At 72.6% G+C, this 24,505-nt stretch carries 21 protein-coding genes; 8 read left to right on the top strand and 13 right to left on the bottom strand.

Features of this window, described 5'->3' with window-relative positions; genetic code table 11:
* Window positions 1–15: 15 nt before the first annotated feature.
* On the bottom strand, window positions 16–1,275 hold the full coding sequence (locus ACBR40_RS16900) for a lamin tail domain-containing protein (RefSeq protein ID WP_371249328.1): 1,260 nt from the start codon (window positions 1,273–1,275) through the stop codon (window positions 16–18).
* Window positions 1,276–1,402: 127 nt separating this feature from the next.
* Between ACBR40_RS16900 and ACBR40_RS16895 the strand changes: the two genes are divergently transcribed.
* Window positions 1,403–1,621, top strand: a complete 219-nt coding sequence (locus tag ACBR40_RS16895; RefSeq protein WP_371249327.1) for a hypothetical protein — start codon at window positions 1,403–1,405, stop codon at window positions 1,619–1,621.
* A 13-nt stretch (window positions 1,622–1,634) separates the two neighbouring features.
* On the opposite strand, the gene ACBR40_RS16890 is transcribed toward ACBR40_RS16895, so the two are convergent.
* The 4 genes from ACBR40_RS16890 to ACBR40_RS16875 all read right to left on the bottom strand — a co-directional run bounded on the left by ACBR40_RS16890 (window position 1,635) and on the right by ACBR40_RS16875 (window position 6,985).
* On the bottom strand, window positions 1,635–2,270 hold the full coding sequence (locus ACBR40_RS16890; protein WP_371249326.1) for a GPP34 family phosphoprotein: 636 nt from the start codon (window positions 2,268–2,270) through the stop codon (window positions 1,635–1,637).
* Between the two features lie 10 nt (window positions 2,271–2,280).
* Window positions 2,281–3,660, bottom strand: coding sequence for an APC family permease (locus ACBR40_RS16885; protein WP_344204655.1), 1,380 nt, complete (start codon window positions 3,658–3,660; stop codon window positions 2,281–2,283).
* Window positions 3,661–3,793: 133 nt separating this feature from the next.
* Complete coding sequence (locus ACBR40_RS16880) at window positions 3,794–5,281, bottom strand: multicopper oxidase family protein (protein ID WP_371249325.1); 1,488 nt, start codon at window positions 5,279–5,281, stop codon at window positions 3,794–3,796.
* Between the two features lie 165 nt (window positions 5,282–5,446).
* Window positions 5,447–6,985: a M28 family metallopeptidase gene (locus ACBR40_RS16875; RefSeq protein ID WP_344204653.1), complete on the bottom strand. Its 1,539-nt coding sequence runs from the start codon at window positions 6,983–6,985 to the stop codon at window positions 5,447–5,449.
* Window positions 6,986–7,082: 97 nt separating this feature from the next.
* On the opposite strand from ACBR40_RS16875, the gene ACBR40_RS16870 reads away from it, so the two are divergent.
* Entirely contained in the window at window positions 7,083–7,928 is an 846-nt protein-coding gene (locus ACBR40_RS16870; RefSeq protein ID WP_371249324.1) for an aldo/keto reductase, read from the top strand.
* 50 nt (window positions 7,929–7,978) lie between these two features.
* Here ACBR40_RS16870 and ACBR40_RS16865 read toward each other — a convergent pair whose 3' ends face one another.
* Window positions 7,979–9,916 carry a glycosyl hydrolase family 18 protein gene (locus ACBR40_RS16865; RefSeq protein ID WP_371249323.1) on the bottom strand — a complete coding sequence of 646 codons (1,938 nt, stop codon included), beginning with the start codon at window positions 9,914–9,916 and terminating at the stop codon, window positions 7,979–7,981.
* A gap of 160 nt (window positions 9,917–10,076) precedes the next feature.
* Here ACBR40_RS16865 and ACBR40_RS16860 point away from each other — a divergent pair, with 160 nt between their 5' ends.
* Window positions 10,077–10,484 (top strand): RidA family protein, encoded by a 408-nt coding sequence (locus tag ACBR40_RS16860; protein ID WP_371249322.1) that lies wholly within the window; start codon window positions 10,077–10,079, stop codon window positions 10,482–10,484.
* Window positions 10,485–10,527: 43 nt separating this feature from the next.
* Here the strand turns inward: ACBR40_RS16860 and ACBR40_RS16855 are convergent, their stop codons facing one another.
* From ACBR40_RS16855 to ACBR40_RS16835, 5 genes are read right to left on the bottom strand one after another with little or no spacing between them, the layout of a single operon-like run.
* Window positions 10,528–13,341, bottom strand: a complete 2,814-nt coding sequence (locus ACBR40_RS16855) for a hypothetical protein (RefSeq protein WP_371249321.1) — start codon at window positions 13,339–13,341, stop codon at window positions 10,528–10,530.
* A gap of 26 nt (window positions 13,342–13,367) precedes the next feature.
* Window positions 13,368–14,483, bottom strand: coding sequence for an AAA family ATPase (locus ACBR40_RS16850; RefSeq protein WP_344204645.1), 1,116 nt, complete (start codon window positions 14,481–14,483; stop codon window positions 13,368–13,370).
* A gap of 11 nt (window positions 14,484–14,494) precedes the next feature.
* A complete protein-coding gene (locus tag ACBR40_RS16845; RefSeq protein ID WP_371249320.1) occupies window positions 14,495–15,814 on the bottom strand; it encodes a VWA domain-containing protein in 1,320 nt (439 codons plus the stop codon).
* Window positions 15,811–17,262, bottom strand: a complete 1,452-nt coding sequence (locus ACBR40_RS16840; RefSeq protein WP_371249319.1) for a hypothetical protein — start codon at window positions 17,260–17,262, stop codon at window positions 15,811–15,813. Before ACBR40_RS16840 ends, ACBR40_RS16845 begins: the two co-directional genes overlap by 4 nt.
* A 31-nt stretch (window positions 17,263–17,293) precedes the next feature.
* Window positions 17,294–17,782, bottom strand: a complete 489-nt coding sequence (locus ACBR40_RS16835; protein ID WP_344204641.1) for a hypothetical protein — start codon at window positions 17,780–17,782, stop codon at window positions 17,294–17,296.
* Between the two features lie 206 nt (window positions 17,783–17,988).
* Between ACBR40_RS16835 and ACBR40_RS16830 the strand changes: the two genes are divergently transcribed.
* Window positions 17,989–18,612 carry a GntR family transcriptional regulator gene (locus ACBR40_RS16830; protein ID WP_344204640.1) on the top strand — a complete coding sequence of 208 codons (624 nt, stop codon included), beginning with the start codon at window positions 17,989–17,991 and terminating at the stop codon, window positions 18,610–18,612.
* Here the strand turns inward: ACBR40_RS16830 and ACBR40_RS16825 are convergent.
* Window positions 18,584–19,441: a DUF1932 domain-containing protein gene (locus ACBR40_RS16825; RefSeq protein ID WP_371249318.1), complete on the bottom strand. Its 858-nt coding sequence runs from the start codon at window positions 19,439–19,441 to the stop codon at window positions 18,584–18,586. The genes ACBR40_RS16830 and ACBR40_RS16825 overlap by 29 nt on opposite strands.
* 126 nt (window positions 19,442–19,567) lie before the next feature.
* On the opposite strand from ACBR40_RS16825, the gene ACBR40_RS16820 reads away from it, so the two are divergent.
* From ACBR40_RS16820 to ACBR40_RS16805, 4 genes are read left to right on the top strand one after another with little or no spacing between them, the layout of a single operon-like run.
* Window positions 19,568–20,287 carry a PIG-L deacetylase family protein gene (locus tag ACBR40_RS16820; protein WP_344204637.1) on the top strand — a complete coding sequence of 240 codons (720 nt, stop codon included), beginning with the start codon at window positions 19,568–19,570 and terminating at the stop codon, window positions 20,285–20,287.
* An 11-nt stretch (window positions 20,288–20,298) separates the two neighbouring features.
* The gene (locus ACBR40_RS16815) at window positions 20,299–21,006 is read left to right on the top strand and encodes a 4-carboxy-4-hydroxy-2-oxoadipate aldolase/oxaloacetate decarboxylase (protein WP_371249317.1); all 708 of its coding nucleotides are present in this window, start codon (window positions 20,299–20,301) and stop codon (window positions 21,004–21,006) included.
* On the top strand, window positions 20,999–22,093 hold the full coding sequence (locus tag ACBR40_RS16810) for a 4-oxalomesaconate tautomerase (protein ID WP_371249316.1): 1,095 nt from the start codon (window positions 20,999–21,001) through the stop codon (window positions 22,091–22,093). The genes ACBR40_RS16815 and ACBR40_RS16810 overlap by 8 nt, the downstream gene beginning before the upstream one ends.
* Complete coding sequence (locus ACBR40_RS16805; RefSeq protein WP_371249315.1) at window positions 22,090–23,046, top strand: catechol 2,3-dioxygenase; 957 nt, start codon at window positions 22,090–22,092, stop codon at window positions 23,044–23,046. Before ACBR40_RS16810 ends, ACBR40_RS16805 begins: the two co-directional genes overlap by 4 nt.
* Before the next feature lie 19 nt (window positions 23,047–23,065).
* Here the strand turns inward: ACBR40_RS16805 and ACBR40_RS16800 are convergent, their stop codons facing one another.
* Window positions 23,066–24,499: a PepSY-associated TM helix domain-containing protein gene (locus ACBR40_RS16800; protein ID WP_371249314.1), complete on the bottom strand. Its 1,434-nt coding sequence runs from the start codon at window positions 24,497–24,499 to the stop codon at window positions 23,066–23,068.
* Window positions 24,500–24,505 lie beyond the last annotated feature (6 nt).

Below are 24,505 nucleotides of genomic sequence, written 5' to 3'. Positions count from 1 at the left end.
CCCCGGGGTGGGAGATCAGCGGCCGAAGCAGATGGTCCGCCCCGCGCGGACCTGGTCGGCCTTGTAGGTGACCTGGTCGATGGTGGTGCCGTCGGCGTCCACGAGGACGAGGCCGCCGCCCTGGTTGCCGAGCCGGAGCGGCCCGCCGAGCGTCACCCGCACCGTCGAGCCGCCCGCGAGGGTGCCGATCAGCCCCATGCGCCCGCCGGACGACCCGGACAGCGACCATCCGGTGAGGTCCACGGTGCCGGGCGTCAGGTTGAGCAGCGTGACGGACTCGCTCCCGTGGTCGGGGCCGCGCGCATCGGGCAGGGCGGCCACGATCAGCACGTCGCCCGCGGCGGTGAACGACGACCGCACCGGAGCGCCGGGCGGCGCGGGGTCGGGGTCGATGACGAACCGCTCCGGCCACACCGTGAGCTGGATCTGCTGCCCGGAGGCGCGTACGACGTCGTGCAGGTTGCCGCGTTCCAGCGTGTCGAGCAGGAAGAGCTGGTCGTCGCGGTGCACGGGGTCGGCCCGCAGCCAGGTGTCGAAGTGCGAGAGGTCGGTGAACCCCTCGGCGAAGTACGGCACCAGCCGCCGGAACAGCTTCGGCCACAGGACGAGCCGTTCGGCCGCCGCGAGCCCGTCGATCGGGGCCGGACCGCCGGGGTCGCCGGTCGCGCGCGGCCAGATGCCGCCCGGCAGCGCCTTCTGCCGGGCCTGCGCCGACACCTCGGCCAGATGCGTACGCAACTCGCCGGGCAGCGTCGCGTAGAACGCCGGGTAGACCAGCCCGGCGGCGAGCAGCGCGGCGTTCACGGTGTCGTCCACGCCCGCCGCGTCGAGGAACACGGCCGCGCCGTCGGGCCCGGGATGTTCGCCCGCGCGGACGAAGCCGATGAGCCGGCCGTTGGCGTCGACGCCGTTGGTGAGGACGTGGCCGCGGAGCTCGTCCTGGTCGGCGGAGCGGACCGTGTTGGGCAGGTCGTCCCAGAAGACGACGTTCGTGAAGCCGAGCAGGCGCAGCAGCTCGTCGCGGGCGGCGTACGCGCCGGCGGGCTCCTGGTGGGTCTCGGCGAAGTGGGTCTCCAGCGCGTCCACGGCCTCGAGGCGGATGGACACGCCGCGGCGGCTCAGGGCCGGGGGCCGTCCGGAGTGCCGGGCCAGCCGTTCGACCAGCGCGGGGTTGTCGGGCCTGAACTTGACGGTGTCGCCGTCGGGCTCGGGGCCGCGCCGCGGCGAGTCGGGGTAGCGGATGACGAAGACGCCGCGTAACAAGGTATAACTCATCGCAAATCCCCCATGTGCCGGCGACCGGAGCGTAGCTCCCATCCGCGGCCTCGTCCATGACTTCACACAGATCAGCGATGGTCGGCGAGACTTGCTATATATGCCCATAAGGACGGAAGGATCGGACATGGCCGAAGAGCAGGAGATCGTCCAGCCCGGCGGGCCCAGGCAGCCGGACCAGGCCCACGAGGTGGTCGTTTCGCAGGTCCGGGACATCACCCGTGAATCGAAGATCGTCATCGAGGCCGGCGGCGGGGTGGACACCGCCTTCCGCCGGTTGTTCCCGACCACCTACGACGTCACCGTGCACCACCCGGAAGGTCTGGAGACCGGCGAGGACAAGTAGTCTCCGCGACCGGTCAGCGGTAGACCGCCACCGCGGCCTCCCCGACCAGGCCCTCCACGATGCCGACCAGCTCGGCGACCTCGCGCGAGCTCTCGCGGGCGATCTCGCGCAGCCGGCCGACCAGTTGCCCGGACGGCTGGTCGAGGTAGAGCTCCTCCTCCAGCCGCAGCACCGCGACCAGCCCGCACAGCGCGGCGCAGCGCGCGTCCGGCTGCCGCCAGCCCTCGACGGCCGAGCGGGCGCCGGACGAGGCGCGCACCACCGAGGCGATGTCGGCGGGCTCGTAGCGGGTGGTCGGCAGCACGCCCATCACCCGCCTGGTGGTGCGGCGCAGCACCCCGGAGCCGGTCAGGGCCTCGCGGGTGCGCTCGTAGGCGTCGCCGGCCGCCCTCTTGATCGGCGTACGGACGTCGCCCGGCTCGCCGGCGACGAGCGCGAGCAGGTCGTCGGCGAAGGCGTCGCCGCCGCCCGTGGCCGGCACGGAGGCCGCCACCCGGCCCCGGGCGACCGCGACCCGGCCGTCCAGCGCCAGCTCCAGCAGCGCCGCGCCGGCCAGCCCGAGCGCCATCGAGGACGGATGGATGAGCAGTTTCCCGGCCTGGCCGTGCGCGATGAGGTACAGGTCGTGGTGGAGCGGCAGCCGGTCCATGGCGGCGCCGCTAGAACCGGTCGGCGGGCACGCCGCCGAGGACGGGGCGGCGGCCGAGCAGATAGAGCACGAGCAGCGCCAGCGCCCCCAGCGCGAGCCAGATCAGCCCGACGACCTGCGCCAGGACGTTCGCGTTGATCACCACGAAGATCAGGATCGCCATGCCGATCAGCGGCGCGGCCAGGTGCGGCCACCACGCCCCCGAACGGCCGCGCACCGTGTAGTGCACGATCACCGACACGTGCAGGACGACGAAGGCCACCATCGCGCCCATGTTGATGAGGCTGCTCAGCACGCCGACGCCGTCGTCCCTGACCGACATCCAGATGCCGAGCCCGACCGACAGCGCCGACACCAGCATGATCGCGTTGGCCGGCACGGAGTGCCGGACCGACACCCTGGCGAGGAACGACGGGAGCTGCCGGTCGCGGGCCATCGCGTACAGCAGGCGCGAGACGGCCACCTGGGCCACCAGCGTGTTGGCCAGCCCCCAGAACAGCGCCGTGGCGATCGAGGTGACGTCGCGCAGCCACTCACCGCCCGCCACCGCCGCGGCGTCGTAGAAGGCGGTGTCGGAGCCGCTGGTGAGCAACCCGTCCGGATCGGGCACGAGCAGGGCGGCGACCCAGACCTGGGTGATGAACAGCACCCCGGCCAGCACCAGCGCCAGCCGCATGGCCCGGCCGACCTGCTCGGAGCCGCCGGTGGACTCCTCCACCAGCATGCTGATCCCGTCGAAGCCGAGGAAGGACAGCACCGCGACCGAGACCGCGGCGAAGACGATCGGCCAGGAGAAGGTGTCGCCGTTGAACAGCGGCGTCAGGCTGAACCCCCTCCCCTTGCCCTGCAGCAGCGCCCAGATCCCGACCAGCAGGAACAGCGCGAGCACGACCAGCGCCCCGACGATCATCACGCGGGTGAGCCGGATCGTCATGCGGATGCCGCGCAGGTTGATCGTCGTGTTGACGGCCACGAAGCCGATCACCCAGGCCCACACGGGGACGGCAGGGACGACGTCGTTCATGGCGATCGAGGCGACCAGGTAGAGCAGGCTCGGCACGAGGATGTAGTCGAGCAGCACCATCCAGCCGGTGAGGAACCCGACCGGCGGCGCGATGCCGCGCCCCGCGTAGTTGTAGACGGAGCCGGACAGCGGGAACGCCTTGACCATCTGCGCGTACGACGACGCGGTGAACAGCAGGGCGATCATCCCGACGAGGTAGGCCAGCACCGGCATGCCGCCGGATTCGGCGTAGACGATCCCGAAGATCGCGAAGGGCGCGATCGGGACCATGAACACCAGGCCGTAGAAGACGAGGTCGGCCAGCCCGACCCCGCGGTGTAACTCCTGGCGGTAGCCGAACTGTTCGATGCTCTGCTGTGTGCGCACGACCTCTCCATGTCGTCATGCGGCAAGCGCGGGGGGTGACTCGGTGATCCTTCCGCAGCCCGGGGCCACGTCGCAAGGGTCCCCCCTCACCTCACCGCGCCCAGACGCGAGAGGTGAGGCCGTCCGGGACGCGCTAGTGGTGGCCCATGCCCGTGCCGGTGACGGTGACACTGGCCTGCGGGCCGTAGCCGAGGACGCCCATCATGCCCTGCTCCTGGTGGTACAGGTTGTGGCAGTGGAACATCCACTCGCCGGGGTTGACGGCCTGCACGTCGAACTCGACGCGCTCGCGCGGCTTGACGTTCACGGTGTCCTTGCGCGGCCCGCGCCCGCCCGGCACGTGCACCTGGAACGTGTGCCCGTGCAGGTGCATCGGGTGCCACATGGGCGACAGGTTGTCCAGCACCACCCGTACGGTCTCGCCCCGGTCCACCTGCAGCCGGTACGGGTCCCCCGCCAGCCGGTCGTTCAGCGTCCACTCGTTGCCCGACTCGCGCATGCCGAGCTCCACCAGGACGGTCCGCGAAGGGCGGGGCAGGTTGTCGGCGCGCCGGGGCCGCAGGTCGCGGTAGGCCAGCAGTTGCCCGTCGAGCTGCGAGGGCTGCACGTCCGAGGCCGGGGCGGTCCCGCTCGCCGTGCGCACCAGCGCGAACGCCCGCGCCCCCTTCCCCTCGGCCAGCGCCACCAGCGGGAACACCCCGTCGTCCAGCCGGACCAGGAAGTCGTAGCGCTCGCCCATCCCGATGAGGAACGTGTCCACCGTGACCGGTTTGACGGCGAACCCGTCGGCGTGCGTGACGGTCAGACGGTGGCCGCCGAGCGCGACGCGGAAGGCGGTGTCGGCGGCCGCGTTGATGACCCGGAACCTGGCCCGCCGCCCCGGCCGCGCGGTGAACGTCGCCGGCGTCTCCGGGGCGCGCCCGTTGACCAGGTAGAGCGGGTGGCGGACCTCGGCCGTGACGCCGCCGAGCAAGGTGCTGCGCAGGGTGTCGTCGTGGTCGTTGCTGGCGTTGAGCTTCGTCAGCACCTCGTCGGGGGTGCCGAGGATGCCGTCGAGCCAGTCGTCGAGCAGCACCGTGAACTCCACGTCGTAGCTCAGCGGCTCGCGCGGGTCGTGCACCACGAGCGGCCCGTACAGGCCGCGGTCGGCCTGCGTGCCGACGTGCGAGTGGTAGAAGTACGTCCCCGGGTCCGGGACCCGGAAGGCGTAGTCGAACCGGCCGCCCGCCGGGGTGGCCTGCTGGGAGTAGCCGGGCGCGCCGTCCATGCGGTGGGCGATCTGGATGCCGTGCCAGTGCACGGTGGTCGGGTCCGGCAGCCCGTTGACCAGCGGCGCGCGGACCACGCCACCGGCCGTGGCGCTGATCATCGGGCCGGGCAGCATGCCGTTGTAGGTCCAGGTGCTGACCGTGTGCTCGCCCAGGGTCAGCGTCGTGGGCAGGGCGCGCAGCTGCACCGCGCGCGACAGCCCTGCCGAGGAAAGGGGCACGGGAGAAGCCGGGACGGGGTCCGTCTCCGACGGCTTGCCGAGCAGGCGCGCTCCCGCCGCGAAGGCTCCGGTGACGATCAGTCCTCTGCGCGAGACGCGCCTGCGGGACCACCACGTATGTGTCACAAGCATTCTCCCCCCGTTCACTTGGCACGGTAACGGACAGTAACGGGGGAATCGGTGTGCCACGCGGACGGTGGTCGATCGGGAGCGCGGCCCGCTGCCGGTCAGGGTCGGCCACCAGCGGCCGTGATCGTGGCGGATGGCGGGAACCGGCGTCCCCGCCATCCGCGAAGGTCAGCTCGCCGCGTCGGCGGGCTGGTGGGTGTGCGTGCCGGCGCTCCGCTTCGCCGACGCGGCGCGGGCGGTCCCCGCGGCGCCGATCGAGCCGGTGTCGAAGGCGTAGCGCGCGGTCAGCGTGGCGATGGCGTCGGAGTTGACGTCCAGGGCCTTGTCGTTGATGTTGGCGATGGTGTCGCAGACGCTGTGGTAGCACGGGTCGAGCGGGGCGCCCGCCGTGCCGCCGAAGATCGCGGCCTCCTCGGCCGTCTTCAGCTCCTCAGCGCCGGTGAACAGGCCGCCGGAGGGGATCCCGGCCGCGATGAACGCTCCGTAGTCGGAGCGCCCGGTGAACGCGGTCGCGGTGTACGGCAGCCCGCGCCCGGCGAAGAACTTCTCGAAGTCCTCCTCGATCACGTCCGACCCGGCCGGCCCTGAGGTGCCGAACGCGTCGCCGTCGCCGTCGTAGATGCCGAAGGTGTAGTTCGGCGAGGCGATCATGTCGAAGTTGAGGTAGAGCGCGATCTTGGCGCGCTCGGCCTCCGGCAGGGTGGCCACGTAGTGCTCCGAGCCGAGCAGGCCGAACTCCTCGGCGCCCCAGAAGGCGAAGCGCACCTGGTTCTTCGGCTTGGTCTTGGCGAACTGGAGCGCGACCTCCAGGATGCCGGCGCTGCCCGAGCCGTTGTCGTTGATGCCGGGGCCCTCCTGGACGCCGTCCAGGTGCGCGCCGAGCATGACGACGTTGTTCCTGTCGCCCTTCCTGGTCTGCGCGATCACGTTGTACGTGGTCCGCTGCTCCACCACCGGGTCCCAGTTCATCTGGACCGTGGCGCCCGCGGCCGCGGCCAGCTCCTGGCCGACGGAGAAGCGGGTGAAGAACGACGGGATGGTGACGCCGGGCCCGCTGAGCACCGGGTTGAGGTCCACCTCGGTGCGGCCTTCCTGGCCCTCGTTGAACACGATGGCCGCGGACGCGCCTGCCGCCATGGCGTTGTCCACCTTGACGCGGAAGTTGCAGGTGCCGCGCTGCATGAGCGCCACGTTGCCCGGGACGAAGCCCGCGAAGTCGCTCGCCTCGCAGCCGGACGACGAGGAGTTGGCCGGGCCGGGCGGCAGCACCAGGTCGACGGCCTGGACGGTGCCGCTCGCCGCGCCGGCCGGCGAGTCGCCCATCGCCACGTAGTCCTGGAAGAAGCCGTACGTGTACGTCTTCGCCGGGGCGGGGCTGGTGCGCTTGAGCACGGGCGGGGTGCGGTAGCCGTCGAAGGTGAACTCGAAGGGCTGGATCGTCACCTCGTAGCCGGCGGCGCGCAGCTTGCGCGCCACGTAGTCGCGGGAGGCGTCGAAGCCGGCGCTGCCGGAGACGCGGGTCCCGTCGTTGGCGTCGGCGATGGCCTGGAACGCCTTGAGGTGCTTCTTGACGTTCTTGCCGGTCACGTCCTTGACGAGCTTGCGTACGGCGGCGTCGTCGCGGCCGTGCGCCTGGGCGGGGCCGGCCACGGCTAACGGGAGGAAGACGACCGCGGCCGCCGTGATGGCGCCGAGTAGGGAACGCATGTTTCCGTTGCTCCTCGGTACGTAAGGGGAGACCCGGGTCGAAGATGCGCGCGTGTCCTGAAACTAGTAAGAATCGCCGTAGATAAGAAGATTGGGGATGTCTCTGTTGCATCACGGAACGTTGACCATCGGTGGCCGGACCGTGCACCGCCTGGGATTCGGCGCGATGAGCCTCACCGGCCCCGGCGTGTGGGGGCCGCCCGAGGACCGCGAGGCGTGCGTCCGCGTGCTGCGCCGGGCCGTCGAGCTGGGGGCCGACTTCATCGACACCGCCGACTCCTACGGCCCCTACGTCAATGAGGAGATCATCCGCGAGGCGCTGCACCCGTACCCGGAGCACGTGACGATCGCCACCAAGGCCGGGTTCGTGCGCACCGGGCCGGGGGAGTGGCACCCCGTGGGGCGGCCCGCGTACCTGCGGCAGGAGGTCGAGATGAGCCTGCGCCGGCTCGGCGTGGACCGGCTCGACCTGCTCCAGCTCCACCGCGTCGACCCCGAGGTGCCCCTGGAGGACCAGGTCGGCGAGCTCAAGGCGCTCCGCGACGAGGGCAAGATCGCCGCGATCGGGCTGTCGGAGGTCACCGTCGCGCAACTGGAGCAGGCCCGGCGGGTCGTGGAGATCGCGAGCGTCCAGAACCGCTACAACCTCACCCTGCGGGCCTCGGAGGACGTCCTCGACCACTGTGAGGCGCAGGGCCTCGCCTTCATCGCCTACACCCCCATCGCCAAGGGCCGGCTGGCCGCGCCGGGCGGGCCCGTGGGCCACGTGGCCCGCGCCCTCGGGGCCACGCCCGCCCAGGTCAGCCTGGCCTGGCTGCTGGCCCGCTCCCCGGCCCTCGTCGCGATCCCGGGCACCTCGTCCCTCGATCACCTGGAGGAGAACATGGGCGCCGCGGCCGTGTCGCTCACTCCCGAGCAGGTGGCCGAGCTGTCGGCGGCCTGACATGCGGAAACCGGCCCGCCGGGTGCGGCGGGCCGGTCTCGCGGGTCGGATCAGCCGAGGCCGTTCCTCATGGCCGTGAGGAGTTCGGCGTTGGAGGTGTCACCGCTGAGCTCCCAGAAGAACGCGCCGCCGAGGCCCTGGTTCTTCGAGTAGCTCATCTTGCCGCCGATCGTGGCCGGCGTGTCGTAGCTCCACCACTGGTTGCCGCAGTAGGCGTAGGCGGTGCCGGCGACCGTGCCGGTGGACGGGCAGCGGGTCTTGAGCACCTTGTAGTCCTCGATGCCCTGCTCGTACGTGCCCGGCGCCGGACCCGTGGCGGTGCCGCCCGGCGCGGCCTGCGTGACGCCGGTCCAGCCGCGGCCGTAGAAGCCGATGCCGAGCAGCAGCTTGCTCGACGGCACGCCCTTGCTCTTGAGCTTCTGGATCGCGGCGTCGGAGTAGAAGCCGGCCGTCGGGATGCCGGAGTAGGAGGTGAGCGGGGAGTGCGGGGCCGTCGGGCCCTGCGCGGCGAAGGCGCCGAAGTAGTCGTAGGTCATGACGTTGTACCAGTCGACGTACTGGGCGGCGCCGCCGTAGTCGGCCGCGTCGATCTTGCCGCCGTTGGTGCCGTCGGCGGTGATGGCCGCGGTGACCAGGTTGCCGGAGCCGAAGCGCGAGCGCAGCGCCGACATGAGGTTCCTGAACGCCGCCGGGCCGCTGCTGTCACAGGTGAGGCCGCAGGCGTTCGGGTACTCCCAGTCGATGTCGATGCCGTCGAAGACGTCCGCCCAGCGCGGGTCCTCCACCAGCTTGTAGCAGGAGTCGGCGAACGCGGCCGGGTTCTGCGCGGCCTGGGCGAAGCCGCCGGACCAGGTCCAGCCGCCGAAGGAGAACAGCACCTTCAGGTTCGGGTACTTCTTCTTCAGCTTGCGGAGCTGGTTGAAGCTGCCGCGCAGCGCGCCGGCGTCCCAGGTGTCGGCGACGCCGTCCACGCTCTCGCCCGCCTGGTAGAAGCGGTCGTAGTCGGCGTAGCTGTCGCCGATCGCGCACTGGCCGTTCGTCACGTTGCCGAAGGCGTAGTTGATGTGCGTCAGCTTGGCCGCCGAGCCGCTGGTGTCGATGTTCTTGACGTGGTAGCCGCGCTGGTAGACGCCCCACTGGACGAAGTAGCCGAGCACCTTGTTCCCGCCGCCTCCGGTGCCGGTGGAGGTGGTGGCGGTGACGGCGGCGCTGGCGGCGCTGCGGTTGCCGGCGGCGTCGCGGGCGCGGACGGTGTAGGTGTAGGCGGTGCTCGCGGTCAGGCCGGTGTCGGTGTAGGCGGTGTCGGTGACCGTGGTGACGAGGGTGCTGCCTCGGTAGACCTCGTAGCCGGTGACGGCGACGTTGTCGGTGGAGGCGTTCCAGGCGAGCGAGACGCTGTTGCTGGTGACGCCGGTGGAGCGGAGGTTGCCGGGCACCGAGGGCGCGCTGGTGTCCGTGCCGCCGCCGTTCGAGGTGGTGGCGGTGACGGCGGCGCTGGCGGCGCTGCGGTTGCCGGCGGCGTCGCGGGCGCGGACCGTGTAGGTGTAGGCGGTGCTCGCGGTCAGGCCGGTGTCGGTGTAGGTGGTGCCGGTGACCGTGGTGACGAGGGTGCTGCCTCGGTAGACCTCGTAGCCGGTGACGGCGACGTTGTCGGTGGAGGCGTTCCAGGCGAGCGAGACGCTGCTGGAGGTGACGCCGGTCGAGCGGAGGTTGCCGGGCACGGACGGCGCGGTCGTGTCGGTGCCGCCGCCGGTGGAGACCTTCCAGAGGGCGGGGACGTTCGGCGGCTCCCAGCCGGGCTGGGAGGTGTGGCCCTGGAGACAGACGTAGTCGACGCCGTTGTAGGTGACGACCGCGCCGGTGGCGTAGGCGGTCCACGGGGCCCACGCGGCGGCCATGACCATGCCGTAGGCGGCGGGCGGCGCCACGGCGACGGAGGTGAGCGGCAGCGCGAGCGCGGCCAGGCAGGCGAGGATCTTGTTTCTCATGTCGCTCCGACATCCGTTGGGGGGCTTGTTGGGGGGTGGGATGCCAGGAAACTATTAGGAAAGTTTCCTTTTAGTTGTGAGACGACCGTAACCTCAAGCTGCGGAGGGCGTCAATAATTCGCGCGCGAAAATCCCGGCGGGGCCAGTAGGGTCTGGCCGCATGACGCAAGCTGTCCGATTGATCCGGGATGTTGGTCTTGCTCCCGCCGAGTACGCGTACGCCGCTGTCGCCGACGTGCCCGCGCGCGCCGTCTGGGCGGCCGGGGCCTGCCCGCTCGACGCCGACGGCGCGACCGTCTGCCCGGGTGACGTCGCCGGGCAGACCCACCAGGTGATGCGCAACCTCGCCGACGCGCTCGCCGCCGTCGGCGCCACCCTCACCGACCTCGTCAAGACCACCGTGTACGTGGCCTCGACCGACCGCTCCGACCTGGTGACCGCCTGGAAGGTCTACCGCGAGCACATGGACGGGCACGACGTGCCCAGCACTCTCCTCGGCGTGGCGGTGCTCGGCTACCCCGGCCAGCTCGTCGAGGTCGAGGCCACCGCCGTCCTCCCCCTCCCGTAGCCGCCCGCCCGCCCCGCCCGGCATCCCGGGCGGGGCGGCACGTTCAACTGAGGAGGGCGGCCAGCGCCTGGGCCGGCTCCGGGTGAGCGGCCACGAGAAGGGCCGCCGGGGACGCGGGCGCGGAGACCGCCTCGTGCCAGACGGGCTCGCAGCCGAGCAGGACCGCCACCGCGTCGCAGGCCGTACGGTGGGCCGACAGCAGCTCGGCGGCCGGACCCGCGGGCGCGGCGGCCGGCCGGGACACGGCCCCGGCGGCAGGAGCCGGACGCGGCGACCAGGGCGGGGTCCAGGAGTCGACCTCGGCCAGCGAGCCGGGGAACGTGCGGCCCGCCTCGCGCACCAGGGCCGGCATCAGCTCCGCGGCCTCGGTGCGCAGCGTCGTGATCAGCTTCGGCAGCCACGGCAGCAGCACCGGGTCGGGCAGCCGCCCGAACGCCTTGGAGATCACCTCCACCACGAACCCCGACAGCGCCGGCACCGGCTCCATGGCCTGGACGAACCCCATGATGTACTGCGGGAACGACGGCACCACCAGCGGGTTGCCCAGCAGCTCCTCGCACCGCTCCCGCAGCTCGGCCACGGTCAGCAGCCCCAGCTGGGTGCGCGCCGCCCACAGCAGCGCCACCTTGGCCGGCGCCTCGGGATGCGACTGCCGCACCGCCAGTTCGAGCTGCGCCCGGTCGCAGCCCAGCGCCAGCGCCAGGCTCTCCATCGAGAACAGGAACCCGAGCATCGCCCCCACCTGCCGCACGCCGGTGTCGTCGTCGACGAACGCCGTCGGCAGGAGCGTGCAGTAGTGGGCGTAGCCGGCGGTGGCGAACTCCTCGCACCAGGCGGGCAGCACGGGCTCGTTCGCCCGGTAGTAGGCCAGCAGCCGGCGGATGCGGCTCAGCACCTCGGGCGCGTCGTCGGCGCTGCGCTCGGCGGACAGCAGCTCCACCGCCCGCGCCCCCAGCTCGTCGGCGAAGCGCCGGCTGCCGAGGTAGAGCACGGCGTCCTCGACCGCCGCCAGCGCGACCGCCGCCGTCGCCTCCGGAGCCCAGACCCGCCGCCGCAGCCGCTGCTCCAGCACCTGCTCGACGGTCACGCCGTCGTAGCCGAGCTCGATGAGCGAGCGCTGGTGCTTGCCGAGCGCGAGGTCCCAGCTCTCCTGGATCGAGCGCTCACCGAGCCGCCGCTCGCCCATGATGGGGCGTACGGCCTCGGGCGGCAGCAGGTAGCGCAGCATCCACAGCAGGTCGGAGCAGGGCCGGAGGTCGGGATCGGCGTGCAGGTCGAGCAGGGCCCGCTGGATCGTGCGCTTCTCCAGGTCGAGCCCGAGTGGGGCGAGACGGTCGAGGACGTTCCTGGCCAGCGGCGGCAGGGCGTCGTAGCCGACCGCGCCGACCCGGTCGCTGCCGAGCAGGATCTCGCACAGCCGGGCCACGTCCCTGCGGCCGGGCACGACGTCCTTCTCGATGCAGGTGACGGCCGCGTCCTGGAAGTCGTACGGGGTGGGCCGGGCCCGGCCGCGCATCCCGGCCAGCAGGATCGAGGTCTCGAACACCGCGATCGCGTCCGCCGTGCTGGCGAGGTAGCCGTTGCGGCGGGCCAGCCGGACGATGTCCACGCACCAGCCGAGCAGCTCGGCCTCGTCGAGCGCGTCGAGCACGGGCGGCCGGGACAGGAACCCGGTGAGCCGGTCGGCGGGGGCCGGATCGACGGCGGGGGCCGGCGCGGCCTTGCGGGCCGCCTGCTTGCCCGTGCTCTTCTGCCCCGCGAGCCGGTAGGGCGTCAGCCTGTCGCGCTTGACCGCCTTCGCCCACGTCGCCGCCGCGATCGACACCGACCCCGAGGCCAGCCCGAACTGCGCCTCGATGGCCGAGTGGCTGGAGGGGATGAGCCCGTACAGCCAGGTCGTGCCGGTGCGCGGGGTGATCGCGAAGGGGGCGGTGGAGCGTACGCCGAACTGCTCGACGTCGCTGGCGGCGTGGAAGGCGCCGCACACGTACAGGCAGTCGGCGGGGTCGGCCCCGGTGGCGGCGAGGTGCTCGCGCATCCTCGTCCACATGTAGCGCTCGCGGTCCTCGTCGGCCGCCAGCCGGGCCGGGTCGCGGCTCAGCCGGCGGAACAGGCTGCCGATCAGCGTCATCACCTGGCGGTAGGTGTCGTGGTCGGCGCCGGACAGGGGCTGCTCGACGTACTGGTCCCACCACTCCGACCAGTGGCGCACCTTGCCGTGGTGCAGCAGGTGCTCCTCCAGCTCGGCGAAGCGGGGGCGCAGGTCGCCGATCTCGACGCCGATCGCGTCGCCGTGCAGCCCGGCCTCCTCGCCCTGGGGGCGGGCGTGCTCGCCCTCGGGCGCGTCCTCCTTCGCGGCCCACTGGAAGACGTGGTCGGTGGAGCGGTCGACCAGCACCAGCTCCACGCCGGGGGTCTCCAGCGCGTACGCGATCGCCTGGTATTCGGCCGACGCCTCGGTGATCGGCGCCACCACGCTGAGCGGCGCCCACTCCTGGGGGAACCCGTCGAGATGCGTGGCGAACGCCTGCACCGCCACCGGCAACCGGCAGTTGCGCAGCTCGGTGAGCAGCGGCTGAAGGTCCTCGCACAGCTCCAGGTAGATGACCTTCGGCTGCTTGTCGCGCAGCCTGCGCACCATCGCCAGCGCCGAGGCCGGCGAGTGGTGGCAGACCGGGAAGATCTCCAGCTCCTCGCGCAGCGCCCGGTCCACGTCGTCGACCATGCCGGTGAGGACCGCCGAGACGGCGTCGCCGCCGAACTCGCGCGCGGCCTGCGCGAGCTGGTCCCTGAGCGGGCCGAACGCGCCCGCGGGGTCGTCGCGTTCCGCGGGCCCGCTCATGTCGGGCCCGCTCATGTCAGGCCCGTTCAAGTCGGGCCCGCTCAAGACAGTGTCGCGATGGCGTCGCGACCGCCCTCGAGGAACTCCTGCCACGGCCCGCCGTCCTTCTTGCCGCGCGGCTCCACCACGCCGTGCAGGTACTTGTTGAGTATCGCGAGGTCCTCGGGGCTGCGCCGGGCCAGCGAGCCGACCAGCGACCCGGCGAGCGTCTGGGCGCGCAGCACCCGGTCGCCGAAGAAGTGGCTGTGCAGGATGGCGTCCTCCAGCACGCCGATCTGCTCGGCCGTGGACAGCGCCGACTCCAGCCGCTCGTCGTCGCTGGTGGCCGAGGCGGCCGCCGAGCGCAAGTCGGCGAAGCTCTGCAGCAGGATGTCGAGCAGCGTCGGCGGCAGGTCGAGCTCGATCCGGTGCCGCCGCAGCAGCTCTTCGGTACGGAAGCGGACGATCTCCGCCTCGCTGTTCTTGTTGGTCACGACCGGGATGCGCACGAAGTTGAAGCGGCGCTTCAGCGCGGACGACAGGTCGTTGACGCCCCGGTCGCGGCTGTTGGCCGTGGCGATGATGGAGAAGCCGGGCTGGGCGAAGACGATGTTGTCGTCGTCCAGCTCGGGGATGGAGACGTACTTCTCCGACAGGATCGAGATCAGCGCGTCCTGGACGTCGCTGGTCGAACGGGTCAGCTCCTCGAAGCGGCCGATGACGCCGCGCTCCATCGCCGTCATGATCGGCGAGGGGATCATCGACTGGCGCGACTGGCCCTTGGCGATGACCATGGACACGTTCCACGAGTACTTGATGTGGTCCTCGGTCGTGCCGGCGGTGCCCTGGACCACGAGCGTGGAGTTGCGGCAGATCGCCGCGGACAGCAGCTCGGCCAGCCAGCTCTTGCCGGTGCCCGGGTCGCCGATCAGCAGCAGGCCCCGGTCGGAGGCGAGCGTCACGATGCTGCGCTCGACGAAGCTGCGGTCGCCGAACCACTTCTGCGGGATCTCGCGGTCGAGCCCGTCGGCGCGCTCGGAGCCGAGGATGAACAGCCGGATCATCTTGGGGCTGAGCCGCCACGAGAACGGCTTGGGGTTGTCGTCGACGGACTCCAGGTAGTCGAGCTCGTCGGCGTACTTGACCTCTGCGGGGGCGCGCAGCATGTCGTCACTCATCAGGGGGTCTCCTAGGTGAGGAAGTTCTTGAGCTCGAAGACGAGCTTGCGGATGTGGCCGGAGAGCACGGGGGTGCCCATGTCCTTGAGCTTCTGGCGGTACCACGGGTCCACGCTCTGGTGGCCGGAGCTGTTGACCGAGCCCACGGGGATGAACTTCACCCCGGAGCGGTGGATGGCCTCGAAGTCGGTGATCAGCGAGCGGTTGTCGTAGAAGTCGCTGATCCACACCATGACGGTGTTGCGCGGATCGGCGATCTTGGGGCGGGCCAGCGCCATCGCGACCGTGCCGTCGGTGCCGCCGCCGAGCGTGGTGCGCAGCAGCACCTCGAACGGGTCGGCCACCCACGGGGTCAGGTCGAGCGCCCGGGTGTCGTACGCGACGAGGTGCACGTCCACCTTGGGCAGCCCGGCGAAGATGGAGGCGAGGATCGTGCAGTTGACCATCGCGTCCACCATCGAGCCCGACTGGTCGACGACCACGATCATCCTGGCCGGGGTGGTGCGGCGCGCGGTGTGCTTGTAGAAGAGCCGGTCCACGTAGAGCCGCTGGTCCTCGGGGCTCCAGTTGGTGAGGTTCTTCCAGATGGTCCGGTCGAGGTCGAGGTTGCGGAAGACCCGCTTCGGCGGCACCGACCGGTCGATGACGCCCACGCTGGTCTTCTCGACCTGGGTGCGCAGCACCTGGGCGACCTCGTCCACGAACCTGCGGATCAGCGCCTTGGCGTTGGCCAGCGCCACGCCCGACAGGTTGTGCTTGTCGCGCAGCAGCTGCTCGATGAGCGACATGCTCGGCGTGAGCTGCCGCGCCAGGTTGGGGTCGGCCAGCACCTCGCGCAGGCGCATGCGCTTGACCAGGTCGCCCTCGATCATGGCGAGCACGGCGGCCACCTCGTCGTCGCCGGGGCTGTGGCCCCGCCCGCCGGACTCGGTGCCCCGGCCCTTGCTCAGCCAGCCGGCGTCCCGCTTCCAGCGTTCGAGCTGCTGGGCCGTCACGTTGCCCGAGCCGGTGCAGAAGACGTTGAGCAGCAGCTTGGAGACCAGCGCGGCGCGGCGGACCTCGCCGCCCGCCTCGTGCTCCTTGTCGGACAGCAGGTCGTCGAGCTCGTCGGCGAGCGCGGGGTGGCGCTGGACCAGGGTGTCGACCGAGACGCCCGGGTCGAGCAGCGCGGGCGGCAGGCCGAGGTCCTCGACGACGGCCAGGCTGGACCTCTCCAGCGCGGGCTGCTCGTCGGCGCCGAACAGCCGCGACATGAGCCGCCAGTAGAGGACCTGACGGCGGGTCTCGTCGGGGTGGACCCCCGCGTCGCCGTTCTCGTTCTTCTCCGTCATTTGCGCAGCAACCGTCCCGCCCGCTCGCGCAGCACCGCCACCGCGTCGCCGGCCTTGGCCTCGGCCTTGACCACCTTGGGGTCGGTGGGGCCGAGCGCCCAGTCGCCGGTGTGCGCGGTGACCGGCTTCTTCTTCACCGTGGCCTGGACGGCGAGCGGCTGCAGCAGCCACCGCCCGTCCCAGCGCACCAGGCCGAGGCAGGCCGACGAGGCCGCCACCAGCTCGGGCGTCAGCGGGGTGCCGGTCGGCAGCCGGTCGAGGTCGAGCTCGATCCTGCTGCCGCCGAGCTCCAGCGTGCCGCCGTCGACCTTGTAGCCCTCGACCAGCACCGGCTCGGCGATGCGCACCGGGTGGCGGTCGAGCGGCGGGACCGGCGCCGCCTGCGCCGCGCCGAGCAGCACACGGGCGGTGGTGAACGGGTCGGCCTCCTCGCCCGCGGCGGCCCGGTCGTCGTGCCACACCAGGTCGCCGCCGGGCAGCAGCGGCATGTCCGTGAGGTCGAGCGCGCGGTGCCCGGCGAGCGCGCCGAGCAGCACCGGATGGCCGGACATGAGCCGCCACACGGCCGGGCCGACGATCGTGTCGACCTTGGCGGCGGCGACGCCGGTGCGCACCAGCCGCGCCTGACCGCCGCCGGCGGGCTCCAGGATGCCGTGCACCTGGACGCGGATCACGGTGGCGTGCTCGTGCACGTCGGCGCCGAGGATCAGCAGCCGGCCCGACACGGGCTCCGCGCCGCCGTGCCAGGGGCCGGACCGGGAGAGGAGCACGCCCCTTGTCCACAGGTCGCCCCAGCGGCGCGCGGGCAGGCGGTCCATCGTGCCCACCGGGCAGGACGCGCGCAGCTCCGCCGCCAGGCCGTCGAGCAGCACCGCGAGGCCACGCAGCGCGGGCACCGCGAGAAGTGCCTCGATCGCCTGATCGGACGGGGCGACCACGTCGTGGTCGACGCCACGCCAGCCGGCGATGGCCAGCTCACGCAGCCATGCCCGGCAACCGGCCAGCAGGTTGGCGGGAATCTCCGCGCCAGTCGCAGGGGCGGCGCCGGAAGGCGCGGCGCCGGTCGCCGGGGCAGAGCCGGGAGGCACGGCGCCGGTCGCCGACGCGGCCTCCCAGGGGGCGCGTTCGCGGCCGAGGGCGGTGTCGAGCCTCGCCAGCAGGGCGTCGTGCACCGCGCCGGTCAGGGCGGCACGCGCGCCGGCCAGCACCGCCAGGTGCTCGTCGCCGATGGAGCCCGCGATCACCTTGTCCACGGCCTCGATGGCCCGCTCGCCGAGCGGCCCGCCGGCCATCGCGCCCGCCAGGGCGGCCAGCGCCGCCGCCGGCTCCTCGCCGATCCTGGCGAAGCCGTGCGCGAGCGCGCCGTCGAACCCGGCCACCAGGCCGAGCGCCTCGTCCACGCCGTCCGGCCCGGCCGCGGTCAGCTCACCGAGCTGTAGGTCGAGCATCAGCCGCTCACCTCGTTCGTCAGCAGGTCGTTCATCGGCGCACCGCCCCCATCGCGGGGAACCAGTGCAGCTCGGCCAGCGGCTCCGTGCTGTCGGGGACCTCCAGGTAGGCCAGGTGGCGCAGGAACCGGCTGAACACGACGGCCGCCGGCGTGCGCTCGACCGGCCCGTTGAGGTTCAGCCCGGTCGAGGGGTCCGCCTCCACCCGCAGGTAGCGGGCCACCCGGTCGAGGCCGTACTGCAGGATCGCCTCGTCGGCCAGCAGGCGTACGTGCTTGCAGGCGTAGCCGTGCAGGGCCCCGCAGGGCCGGTTGTTGTTGGTGCTGCAGCTCATCGCCAGGCTGCCGGCGGTGATGGAGGAGACGTAGACCCGCTCGATGTCGGATCCGCTCGACACGACCCCCTGGAGCCGGCCGTCGGCCAGCTCGACGAAGGGCACCTTGGCCAGCTTGCGCGGCTCGACGGGCGCGACCACCCGCACCACGCTGCGCTGCTCCCACGCGGTTCTGTCCGCGTCCACGGCGTCGTAACCTCCTGCCTCGCCGGTCGCGGGGCAGGCGGGAGTGCCCGCTCCTGCGCGAACGGCTTGATCAACTGATCCGGGAACCTATCGGAGGCGACCGACAGTCCGGGAATGAAATGATCGAAAGCGGTACGACGCCTGTGGGCGGTGATTGTCGATAATATTGTCTGCCTTGGTGCACGCAGACGGCGGGAGGATGTCCGTTGAGCGAGACGCTGACCGACCGCGTCCGGGCGGTCATACTCGGCGGGGACTTCGTGCCCAACCAGCGCCTCATCGAGGCCGACGTGTGCGAGCAGTTCGGGGCGAGCCGGGCGGCCGTGCGTGAGACGTTCAAGGAGCTGGCGTCCGAGGGCCTGGTCGAGATCATGCGCAACAAGGGCGCCAGGGTCCGGGCGATCTCCAAGGCCGAGGCCGTCGAGATCACCGAAGTCCGCATGGTGCTGGAGGGGCTGGCCGCGTACAAGGCCGCCGAGCGGGTGACGCCGGAGCAGGCCGCCGAGCTGCGGGCGATCGTCGCCGACATGCGGGCCGCCGTGGAGGCCAACGACCTCGACCGTTACTCCGAGCTCAACGTCGCCCTGCACGCCGGGATCCGCGAGATCGCCGGGCACCGCACCGCGGCGGCGATCATCGAACGGCTGGGGGCGCAGGTGGTGCGGCACAAGTTCCGCCTGGCCCGGCAGCCGGGACGGGCGGCCGTGTCGCTGCCGCAGCACGAGCTGATCGTGGCGGCCATCGTCGCGCGTGACCCCGAGGCCGCGCAGACGAGCATGCAGCAGCACCTGCGCAGCGTGGTCAAGGCCCTGGAGTCGAGCCCGGACTGATCGTCTCCGGCTCCGGGGACCGGTCGCCGCGGGGGAGGGGCGGGAGGCCGGTCTCGGCGACCCGGCGCAGGGTGGCGGCCGTGGCGGCGGTCATCGTGGGCGGGACGCGCAGCTCCTCCAGCATGCGGGTGGCCGCGTCCATCTCGTGCACCCGCCGTACGGCGTGCTGCCCGGCGCCCTCCAGCAGACGCCGTACGAAGCGTTCGTCGGCGCTCGTCACCGTCTCCACCAGGTGCTCCCAGAACCACTCGGCCAGCCCGGCGGCCTCGGCGGCGGCCCGCGCCTCGATGGCGAGCGCGCTCAGGCCCTTCACCAGCACGCTGCGCAGCAGTTTGCGGGCGGCGGCGTCGCCGGGGTCGCCGCCGATCGGGGTCACGTCCATGCCGTGGGCGCGGCCGAAGGCGGCGAAACGCTGCGCGCCCGCGCCGCTGGCCAGGATCGGCGTGGCCAGGCCGCGCAGCGGGACCGGCGCCATGATGGCCCCGCCCACGGCGACCGCGCCGGCCGCCTCCACCAGGGCGGCGATCTCGCGTTTGTCGCGTGGAGCGGCGGTCGACAGGTCGGCGTAGAGCGCGCCGGGTCGCAGGTGCGGGACGGACTCCGCGCAGGCGGCCAGGCTGTCGGCCCCGGCGGTCACCGCGATCACGACCTCGGCCCCACACACGGCCTCCGCATTACTGCCCACGAGCCCAACGGCGAGTCCTCCTGCGGCTCCGCCCGGCGGGTACGCCGGGTCGTACACGCGCAGCCGTACCCTCGGGCCGAGGCCGGCGGCGAGTGCGCGGCCGGCCTCGCCGTGGCCGAGCAGCGCCACCTGAAGTCTTTCCACGAGCTCCCACCCCCTTTCGTTGACAATATTGTCGATCCTCTGCTGCCTCAGAGCGTATCCGCCCCAAAGCCGCAATTGGTGACGAAAGTGTTGACAATCTTCCGAACCCGCTCATAGCGTCGGGACGTGACTCTTCTGGTGATCAGCGCCCACGCGGGTGACTTCGTCTGGCGCGCCGGCGGCGCCATCGCGCTGGCCGCGCACCGCGGCGGCCGGGCCAAGGTGGTCTGCCTCAGCTACGGCGAACGCGGCGAGTCCGCCAAGGCGTGGCGCGCCGGCCACACCCTCGACGAGATCAAGGCCATCCGCCGGGAGGAGGCCGAGCACGCCGCCGCCGCGCTGGGCGCCGAGATCGAGTTCCTCGACGCGGGCGACTACCCGCTGGTGGAGACGCCGGAACTGGTGGACCGGCTGGTGCGCGTCCACCGCGAGACCGAGCCCGACGTGGTCCTCACGCACCCGCTCGCCGACCCGTACAACGGCGACCACCCGGCGGCGGCCCGCATGGCGCTCCAGGCCCGCGTGCTGGCCCAGGCGATCGGCTACGACGCCCCCGGCGAGCCGCTCGGCGCGCCCCCGGTGTTCTTCTTCGAGCCGCACCAGCCCGAGCAGTGCGACTTCAAGCCCGACGTGCTGCTCGACATCACCCCCGTGTTCGAGGCCAAGCGCAAGGCCATGGAGTGCCTGCCGGCCCAGCAGCACATGTGGGACTACTACACCGACCTCGCGGTACGCCGCGGCGTGCAGCTCAAGCGCAACGCCGGCCCCAACCTGGGGCTGTCCCACGACACCAGGGCCGAGGCGTTCATGCGGCTCTACCCGCAGGTGACGGACCAACTGGCATGAGGCACCCTCGCATGAGGAACGTCGTCGTCACCGGCATCCCGCGCCCCGACCTGGCCCGCGTCGACGTCCTGGCCGCGTACGGCGTCGCCACCGTCCACGAGGCCACCGGCCGCACCGGCTACCTCGGCCCCCGCCTGCGCCCCGCCTGGCCAGGGGCGCGCGTCGGCGGCAGCGCCGTCACCGCGATCTGCCGGCCCGGCGACAACCTGATGATCCACGTCGCCGTCGAGCAGTGCCGCGAAGGCGACCTGCTGGTGGTCGCCACGACCTCGCCGTGCACGGACGGGATGTTCGGCGAGCTGTTCGCCACGGCCCTGCGGCACCGCGGCGTGCGCGGCGTGGTGATCGACGCCGGCGTACGGGACGTCGCCGAACTGCGGGCCATGGGCTTTCCCGCCTGGAGCGCGGCCGTCAGCGCGCAGGGCACCGTCAAGGCCACACCTGGCGCCGTCAACGTGCCGGTCGCCATCGGCGGCCAGATCATCCGGCCCGGCGACGTGATCCTCGCCGACGACGACGGCGTGCTCGTCGTGCCGCGCGGCGACCTGGAGCTCGGCATCGCCGCCGCCGAGGCGCGGGCCGCGAAGGAGGCCGCCACGCGGGAGGCGTTCATGAAGGGCGAGCTGGGCCTCGACCGGTACGGGCTGCGCGAGCGGCTGCCGGACCTCGGCATCGTCTACCTGACCGCCGACGAGTACGCCAAGGACCACGGTGCCTGACGCCGGCGTGCGCTGCATGCTGATGCGCGGCGGCACCTCCAAGGGCGCGTACTTCCTCGCCGAAGACATGCCCGCCGACCCCGGCGAGCGGGACGAGCTGCTGCTGCGCGTCCTCGGCAGCCCCGACCCGCGCCAGATCGACGGCATCGGCGGCGCACACCCGCTGACCAGCAAGGCCGCCGTGGTGTCCCGCTCCGCCGACCCCGCCGCCGACCTCGACTACCTGTTCCTCCAGGTGGCCGTGGACGAGCCGGCCGTCACGGGCACGCAGAACTGCGGCAACCTGCTCGCCGGGGTCGGCCCGTTCGCCGTGGAGCGCGGGCTGATCCGGGCGGGCGGCGAGCACACCGAGACCCGCATCCGCCTGGTCAACACCGGCGGTCTCGCCACGGCCCGCTTCCCGACCCCCGGCGGCCGGGTCGACTACCGCGGCGGCACCGCCATCTCGGGCGTGCCCGGCACGGCGGCGGCCGTCGTGCTCGGCTTCGCGGGCACCGCCGGCTCCAGCACCGGCAGCCTGCTGCCCACCGGCAACCAGCGGGACGTCATCGACGGCATCGAGGTCACCTGCGTGGACAACGGCATGCCGGTCGTCGTGGCGGCGGCGACCGATCTCGGCCTCACCGGCTACGAGCCGTACGAGGAACTGGCCGCCGACGCCGCGCTCGCCGGGCGGGTGCAGGCGCTGCGCCTGCGCGCCGGGGAGCTGATGGGGCTCGGGGACGTCACCGGCGCGTCCGTGCCGAAGACCACGCTCGTCGCGCCGCCCCGCGACGGGGGCGCGCTGTGCACGCGCACGTTCATCCCCGTCCGCCCGCACACCTCGATCGGCGTGCTCGGCGCGGTCAGCGTCGTGACGGCCGCGCTGCTGCCGTACGGCGTGGCCCGCCGCTTCGCCCGGCTGCCCGGCGGGCCGCGCGTGGCCGTCGAGCACCCGACCGGGCACCTGGAGGTCGAGGTGGAGCTCGACCTCACCACCGACCCGCCGACCGCCGTGCGCGCCGCGAACGTACGCACCGCCCGCAAGCTCTTCGACGGGACGGTCTTCCCCCGCCCGCGACCGGACGAAGGACCGACGACCCGATGAACGCCCTGCTGCACGACGTCGCCCACCTCGCCTACGCCGAGCTGCTCACGCCCGAGCCCGAGCGGAGCCTGTGGTTCTTCACCGAGATCCTCGGCATGACCCGCGCCGGCGAGGACGGCGACTCCGTCTACCTGCGCACCTACGACGACTACGAGCACCACAGCCTCAAGCTGACCGCCCACCGCACCTCCGGCCTGCGCGCCACCGGCCTGCGCGCGAGCAGTCAGGAGGCGCTGGAGCGCCGGATCGCGGCGATCAAGGACTCCGGGCTCGGCATCGGCTGGCGCGACGGCGACGCCGGGCGCGGCCCGACGTACGCCTTCCGCGACCCCGACGGGCACGAGCTGCACCTGTACTGGGAGTCGGAGTGGTACGAGGCCCCCGAGGAGCTGCGCCCGGCGCTGAAGAACCAGCCGCAGGCGTTCCCCGGCCACGGCGTGGGCGTGCGCCGCCTCGACCACGTCAACTTCCTGGCCGCCGAGGCCGCCGCGAACGGCGCCTTCGTCCGCGACGTGCTCGGCGCCCGGGTCACCGAGCAGATCATGCTCGACAGCGGCCGCATCGCGGCGCAGTGGCTGCACTTCGGCAACAAGTCGTACGACCTGGTCTTCACCGACGACTGGTCGGGCTCCTCGGGGCGGCTGCACCACATCGCGTTCGCCACCAACGGCCGCGAGGACATCCTGCGTGCCGCCGACATCTGCCTGGAGCGGGGCGTCCACATCGAGACCGGCCCGCACAAGCACGCCATCCAGCAGACGTTCTTCCTCTACGTGTACGAACCCGGCGGCAACCGCGTCGAGCTGTGCAACCCGCTCACCCGGCTCATCCTGGCCCCCGACTGGCGCGTGGTGACCTGGACCGAGGCCGAGCGCGCCAAGGGCCAGGCGTGGGGGCTGAAGACCATCGAGTCCTTCCACACGCACGGCACGCCGCCCGTCGAGCCGAGCTGACGGGCGGCGCCCGGGGATCTCAGCCCACGAACCTGGCCACCGCCGGGATGCGCCGCAGCACCAGCCGGTCGAGCAGCAGCACCGCCGCCATCGTGACCCCGGCCAGCGGGAACAGCAGCCCGAGCACCGCCATGATGGCGATCACCCCGTACGCGCTGCGCCGGTCCGTCGGCCGCGCGGGCGCACCGGCGCGGCCCCGGGGGCGGCGCTTCCACCACATCAGCGCGCCGGTCACCACGAGCGTGATCAGCGCCAGGCAGGCGGCCAGCATGACGGCCAGGTTGGCGGGCCCGTACCTGCGGCCCTCGTGCAGCGCGATGCCCTGCTCGACGAGCTTGGCGACGGTGCCGTACTCGGCCCAGCCGTACGACGTCAGCACCTTGCCCGTGTACTGGTCCACGTGGAGCGTACGGGCGTCCGACGGGTCGCGGCGCGGCTCGGCCACGACCGTGTAGACGCCGGTCGGGCCGTCCGGCAGCAGCACCTTGACGTCGCACTCGGCGCACGAGGCGACCGAGGGCCCGGCGGCGGCCAGCGCGGCCTCCACCGGCAGCGCGCCGGGCTGCAGCACCCCGCCGCCGCCCCCGTGCCCGGCGTGCTCGCCGCCGGAGCTCGGCACGGGCAGCCGCTCGGCCGCCCACGGCACCTTCGCGTCCGGGTTCCCGGACAGCTCGCCGGACAGCGGCGGCGTCGAGGTGCTCGGGAAGTCAGCGGCGCTCGGCGCGGTCGAGCCGGTCCGCTCCTGGACGCGCTGCAGCCCGTCGCCCCACACGCCGGACCACGGCAGCCCGGACATGACCAGGAACACCACGACCGCGCCCGCGCCGACGCCGACCAGCACGTGCAGGCGGAGCAGCCGGCCGCGGGCCGACCGCGACGCCCTGCTCCGGCTCCTGCGGCCGGTCCACCACAGGTACGTGCCCGATGCCACGAGGATCAGCGCCCAGCACGCGGCCACCTCCACCACCCGGTCGCCCACGGTGCCGGACATCAGCTCGCCGTGGATCGTCCGCACCACCCGCATGAACGTGGCCGCGTCGTCGATCTGCCCGAGGACCTCGCCCGTCCCGGGATGGACGTAGACCGAGACGCCCTGCGCGAACGGACCGCTGTCCGCGCCCTGCAGGATGACCCGGGTGGTGCGGTCAGGGGACGCTGGCGGGATGACGGACATCACCGGCGCGCCGGGACGCGCCCGCTGGGCGGCGGCGATCTGCTCCGACAGCGGGCGCGGCGCGGCCACCGGCTGCGCGAGCTCCCGTACGTCCTGGTAGCGCCACGCCTCGAACGGCTCCTTGAACAGGTAGATCGAGCCCGTGACGGCGAGCACGAGCAGCACGGGGGCGACGAACAGGCCCGCGTAGAAGTGCCACCGCCAGACGGCGCGGTAACGCTGGGACGAGGTGGCGGGAGGGGCGGTGGCGCTGGCGGGACGGGCTTCGACTGAGGTCATGGGGGG

The sequence above is a fragment of the Nonomuraea sp. AD125B genome (assembly GCF_041402765.1).
Lineage (GTDB): Bacteria > Actinomycetota > Actinomycetes > Streptosporangiales > Streptosporangiaceae > Nonomuraea > Nonomuraea bangladeshensis.
This window is presented reverse-complemented; position numbering and strand designations above follow the sequence as displayed.

What these genes read in the sequence shown, in the direction of transcription:
- ACBR40_RS16845 (WP_371249320.1), bottom strand. Translation starts at nt 15,814, where the DNA reads ATGACGGAGAAGAACGAGAACGGCGACGCGGGGGTCCACCCCGACGAG.
- ACBR40_RS16840 (WP_371249319.1), bottom strand. Translation starts at nt 17,262, where the DNA reads ATGCTCGACCTACAGCTCGGTGAGCTGACCGCGGCCGGGCCGGACGGC.
- ACBR40_RS16880 (WP_371249325.1), bottom strand. Translation starts at nt 5,281, where the DNA reads ATGCTTGTGACACATACGTGGTGGTCCCGCAGGCGCGTCTCGCGCAGA.
- ACBR40_RS16875 (WP_344204653.1), bottom strand. Translation starts at nt 6,985, where the DNA reads ATGCGTTCCCTACTCGGCGCCATCACGGCGGCCGCGGTCGTCTTCCTC.
- ACBR40_RS16870 (WP_371249324.1), top strand. Translation starts at nt 7,083, where the DNA reads ATGTCTCTGTTGCATCACGGAACGTTGACCATCGGTGGCCGGACCGTG.
- ACBR40_RS16805 (WP_371249315.1), top strand. Translation starts at nt 22,090, where the DNA reads ATGAACGCCCTGCTGCACGACGTCGCCCACCTCGCCTACGCCGAGCTG.
- ACBR40_RS16855 (WP_371249321.1), bottom strand. Translation starts at nt 13,341, where the DNA reads ATGAGCGGGCCCGACATGAGCGGGCCCGCGGAACGCGACGACCCCGCG.
- ACBR40_RS16800 (WP_371249314.1), bottom strand. Translation starts at nt 24,499, where the DNA reads ATGACCTCAGTCGAAGCCCGTCCCGCCAGCGCCACCGCCCCTCCCGCC.
- ACBR40_RS16815 (WP_371249317.1), top strand. Translation starts at nt 20,299, where the DNA reads ATGAGGAACGTCGTCGTCACCGGCATCCCGCGCCCCGACCTGGCCCGC.
- ACBR40_RS16895 (WP_371249327.1), top strand. Translation starts at nt 1,403, where the DNA reads ATGGCCGAAGAGCAGGAGATCGTCCAGCCCGGCGGGCCCAGGCAGCCG.
- ACBR40_RS16890 (WP_371249326.1), bottom strand. Translation starts at nt 2,270, where the DNA reads ATGGACCGGCTGCCGCTCCACCACGACCTGTACCTCATCGCGCACGGC.
- ACBR40_RS16865 (WP_371249323.1), bottom strand. Translation starts at nt 9,916, where the DNA reads ATGAGAAACAAGATCCTCGCCTGCCTGGCCGCGCTCGCGCTGCCGCTC.
- ACBR40_RS16860 (WP_371249322.1), top strand. Translation starts at nt 10,077, where the DNA reads ATGACGCAAGCTGTCCGATTGATCCGGGATGTTGGTCTTGCTCCCGCC.
- ACBR40_RS16850 (WP_344204645.1), bottom strand. Translation starts at nt 14,483, where the DNA reads ATGAGTGACGACATGCTGCGCGCCCCCGCAGAGGTCAAGTACGCCGAC.
- ACBR40_RS16900 (WP_371249328.1), bottom strand. Translation starts at nt 1,275, where the DNA reads ATGAGTTATACCTTGTTACGCGGCGTCTTCGTCATCCGCTACCCCGAC.